A 3,737-nucleotide genomic window follows, 5' to 3' on the forward strand; every position below is an offset into this window, starting at 1 on the left:
GGGTTGGGTANACCGGCCCCGACTTTCCANAAAAAAGACCGGGGGGGGTCTTGATTTTCTGGCCGGGTGATTGTCGAGGGCCACCACTGAGTCGGAGGCTCGAAATACTTGCGGACAGCCCCTGAATCAGGCTTGCGTAACAAACCCAATCGGTGCCAAGGGCGTGGTCACCGTGAAGGCCGATGCCGACGCCTTCGCCCGCAACATCCTGCCGGTGATCGAGTCCATCCGCCGACAGGGCATCACCACCCTGGCCGCCATCGCGGGCGAGCTGAACACGCGCAGGGTCGCTACGGCTCGCGGTGGCGAGTGGCAGGCGATGACGGTTCGCCGAATCCTGGCACGGGCTGCTTGAGAGACGACGAGACCGCCACCACATCAGGACTACGGCGCCGACCGTTCATGCTTTGATGCCCATAGATGTGCTGTCGACGCTGCGGCCCTCGCTTCCTATCGGAGGCGGGGGCTTTTTCATGCCCTCCGTTTCGATATATCGGAAATGCCTTTTGTGTGGCATCTGGTATACCAATGGCAAGGCTAGCAGCCTGTCGACGGGATCGGCATGCGGTTAAGGTGGTATTACCACCATTGTCGGGGAGGGCGTTGACGAGATACTTGTGCGACCTCGTCGAGGGGATCGAGGAGCCGTGTAGCCCCATCTCATGGAAGGGGGAGGCCCTGTAGGGATCGTTACCCTATCCATGGAACAAGTGTGTCGACGGCCCCCGACCTACGCCGTGTCGCGGGTCACCGGCCCTTCGCCGCAGCCTCGGCAGCCTTACGCTCTCGCTCGAACATGAGCTTGGCGCCGTCAACTATCGCACAGTAGTCGGACCAGTCCAGCGCCTCTATCTCGCTCATCGGCCAGTTGTACCGCTCAATGAGCATGAAGGCGTCGAGCATCACATCTCCGAGTCGGGGATGAGATCTGACAAAAAACCTTCGTACCACGCCTTCATGACACCGAAGTCCTTGATCGACATTTCAGAGATCACGGGATTATCGACGCTGCACAGATTGGCGAGGGTCGCCTCAATGGCAGCGATGCTGTCGGTCTCGGCCAACTTCAAGAACTGACGAAGGTCTCGAACCTTGGGCTCGCGGGCGATGAAGTGGTCGATGCGCGCGCCGCGGAAGTCGTAAGGCTTGACGAGGTCGAAGCGCTTCGGGCCGGTCTCGTTCTGGGTGTTGGTCTTGGACATAATCTTGTGCTTTTCCATGGATAGGGGAACCGGAACGACGGCCATTGCGCCGCGCCCGATATTCGTGGTTGAAGTTGTAATCCTGGGAGAAAAGACAGGCTAAACCGGGCGATATTCCCCGGTCTAACTCGTCACGCGCCTGGGCCGTACTGGCCTTGTGCTGCGGGCGTACCATCCGGCAGGCTGGAAGGCATTGTCGTCGGCAAGGTAGTTCCGATCACCGAGCCGTCCGGGACTGTCACGGCGCCCTGGATATCCGACGATGAACCCGTATCGCCGGTGTTGGGCGGCTTGGTTACAATCGAGGTCGAGAGTCCGCCGTCCTTGGTAAAGGTATGACGCACGACATCGGTAGTGTAAGCGCCGTTAATTCCGGTCCTAAACCCGGTTAGGATGAGACGCTGCGAGTCCCTGATCCACGGGTCTCCCTGAGCGAGGCGGAATTGACCCTGCCCAAGCATGTCGTCGAGTTCGGCCATCTTCGCCTTGGCAGCGGCCTGGGCAAGCTCCTTGTTCTGAAACCAGCCTCGGATGTTAAAGACCTTGTCGCCACCTGCCGATTCACCGTTCGCGGTTAAGAACCCGGACGACGATGTACCGGCGGACTCGAACTTGGTCGTGTTCCAGTCCGCATCCTTATAGGTCGCCGTCACCTTGTCGTATTGATGTCGATTCAGGTGCTCGACCGACCACTCGGCGAAATGCGAGGGATTGAGCACGTAGGTCGACATCGCCTCGCCCGACGCAGTGGTGTTTCCATCCCTCTTACCAATGGTGACTTGCTTGTCATTTACCTTGAAGATACCGCCGTATTGGCGAGACAGGTTCTCGATGGCGGCTATCGGCGACTGGTTCACGTTGAGGTAGGGTATCTTCAACGAGGACAAGCTCTCGTCGATGTTGGCGCTGTAGCCCGTGCCTTCGAGGAGCCCCTTGACGATATCGCCCAGCGACTTCCCGTCGAAGTTCTTGACCACGTGGCTCTTGATCGAGCCCGCGAACGAGGCGCCCGTGCCGTGGATCGTGATGCCCTTCGGTGGTCCCGTGAAGGTCACACGGTCCGTCTGGAAAACCCCCGTGCGGGCGAGGCCGACCTCCGCGTAGCCGAGATAGATTTCTAGTCCATCACCGACCTGCGGGGTAGAAATGAGCCAATCGCGGTCATCCACCGTGATTTGGCAGGTATCACCACCACCACCGCCGGAGACGAGGTCGACCTGAATCTGAACGGTGCGGTTGTTGAAGTTCGCGGTATAGTTTTCTCCGCCCTTCCAAATTTCGAAGATAGGCGTGTAGGCACCCTGAGGCATGTCAACTCCAGAGTGTCTTATTCTCCCGCACTGTCGTGGTCGTGGCAGACTTCGGCAGGTCGGGGAGCTTAATTTTGATACCGGGCGGCAGGATGATGCCGTACCGCTCGATTCCGGGATTGGCGTTCATGACGTGAATTACGACGTCGTTCGCGCTTGAGCCGTACCGTCTTGCGGCAATCTGATCTAAGCGTTCATTCTGCTTGGTGACGTAGACCTCGACGAGGGTTGTGCCGGTCATCGCTTCCTCCGCGGCTTCTCGCCGGTCGCCTGGGCGATGGCGTCCTCGTCGGTGTCGGCGGCCGTCTCAGGGCTTTCCCCGTCCATGGTCGAGTGGCTGACGGTCTCGGTGATCGGCTTGCCGTCCCGGTCGACGACGATGGCAGAGCGCATCAGCTCGGCGATGGTGGCCATGTCGGGTTTCCAGCCTACGAAGTTGTACCTGCGGCGAGCCTCGACCCACGCCGCAGCGTCGGGGACGGGTGTGTGACCCTTGCCGGCGCAGCATGGGCAGACGGAGACCGTGCTGGTGATCCGGGCTTCGGCGGCCTCGCGGGCGAGCCGGTCTTCCTCAGCCTTGGCGGCAAGCATCTCGCGTCGAGCCCGATCCGCCTCATTATCGTAGACAGGGTGGATGCCGGACGCCATGGCGGCCTTTGCGGCTTGCTGACGGGCGAGCCAACCTGTTCCTTGCGGGGTACGCATCGTTACTTCCTTCCAAGTCCAGCGCGATATTCGAGGTGCTCCATCAGCACAGCGTGCGCGGCCGGATTGTTGCGCGCCTCGATGGTTGCGGCCGTGTAGTTGAACCGCGGGTGTTTCGGGTCGAGGATGACGCCGGTCTCGGTGGTAGAAGTCTCGGCCGGCTTGGCGTTCTGGCCGGCGACATCGGCGACGAGGCGGTCGAGGGAGTACGTGCAGCCGTCGTCGGGGCCGGTCTCGGCAACGCCGTCAGTGCCGACCACCCATCTTCCGAAGTGGTCCTGGGTGACCTTGGCGGCGATAGCGTCGTACACGCGGTTGGGATCGGACACCCGCGCACGGGCGAGCGCCATGCCGATGGCGGAACGCTTGGCATCGTCGGCGAGGCGCTTGTTCGCCTGGGCGAGCTGAGACTCGAGGTCTCGGATACGAGCTTCAGACATTGTATCGACCCCTTAAGAAGTGGCGGTCGGCCTCGGTCTTGCGCTTGTCGACGGTATCGTCGGCGAAGATGCGAGCCTCG

Annotated in this window: 7 protein-coding genes; 1 reads left to right on the forward strand and 6 read right to left on the reverse strand. The window is 61.0% G+C overall.

Going from position 1 to position 3,737, the window contains the following annotated elements; translation table 11 throughout:
• Nucleotides 1-163 precede the first annotated feature (163 nt).
• Complete coding sequence (locus I53_RS00305; RefSeq protein WP_051044587.1) at nt 164-355, forward strand: recombinase-like helix-turn-helix domain-containing protein; 192 nt, start codon at nt 164-166, stop codon at nt 353-355.
• A gap of 392 nt (nt 356-747) precedes the next feature.
• Here I53_RS00305 and I53_RS33560 read toward each other — a convergent pair whose 3' ends face one another.
• From I53_RS33560 to I53_RS00330, 6 genes are all read right to left on the reverse strand, one after another.
• Nucleotides 748-903 carry a hypothetical protein gene (locus I53_RS33560; RefSeq protein ID WP_187294287.1) on the reverse strand — a complete coding sequence of 52 codons (156 nt, stop codon included), beginning with the start codon at nt 901-903 and terminating at the stop codon, nt 748-750.
• Nucleotides 903-1,202 carry a phage tail assembly protein gene (locus tag I53_RS00310; RefSeq protein ID WP_043345360.1) on the reverse strand — a complete coding sequence of 100 codons (300 nt, stop codon included), beginning with the start codon at nt 1,200-1,202 and terminating at the stop codon, nt 903-905. The genes I53_RS33560 and I53_RS00310 overlap by 1 nt, the downstream gene beginning before the upstream one ends.
• A 131-nt stretch (nt 1,203-1,333) precedes the next feature.
• Nucleotides 1,334-2,512, reverse strand: a complete 1,179-nt coding sequence (locus tag I53_RS00315) for a hypothetical protein (protein ID WP_043345362.1) — start codon at nt 2,510-2,512, stop codon at nt 1,334-1,336.
• 1 nt (nt 2,513) lies between these two features.
• Nucleotides 2,514-2,753 carry a tail protein X gene (locus tag I53_RS00320; protein WP_043345363.1) on the reverse strand — a complete coding sequence of 80 codons (240 nt, stop codon included), beginning with the start codon at nt 2,751-2,753 and terminating at the stop codon, nt 2,514-2,516.
• Nucleotides 2,750-3,217 (reverse strand): hypothetical protein, encoded by a 468-nt coding sequence (locus I53_RS00325; RefSeq protein WP_148291043.1) that lies wholly within the window; start codon nt 3,215-3,217, stop codon nt 2,750-2,752. The genes I53_RS00320 and I53_RS00325 overlap by 4 nt, the downstream gene beginning before the upstream one ends.
• Before the next feature lie 2 nt (nt 3,218-3,219).
• Nucleotides 3,220-3,657, reverse strand: a complete 438-nt coding sequence (locus tag I53_RS00330; RefSeq protein WP_043345368.1) for a hypothetical protein — start codon at nt 3,655-3,657, stop codon at nt 3,220-3,222.
• Nucleotides 3,658-3,737: the final 80 nt, after the last annotated feature.

The organism is Methylobacterium sp. B1, assembly GCF_000333255.1.
Taxonomy (GTDB): Bacteria; Pseudomonadota; Alphaproteobacteria; order Rhizobiales; family Beijerinckiaceae; genus Methylobacterium; species Methylobacterium fujisawaense.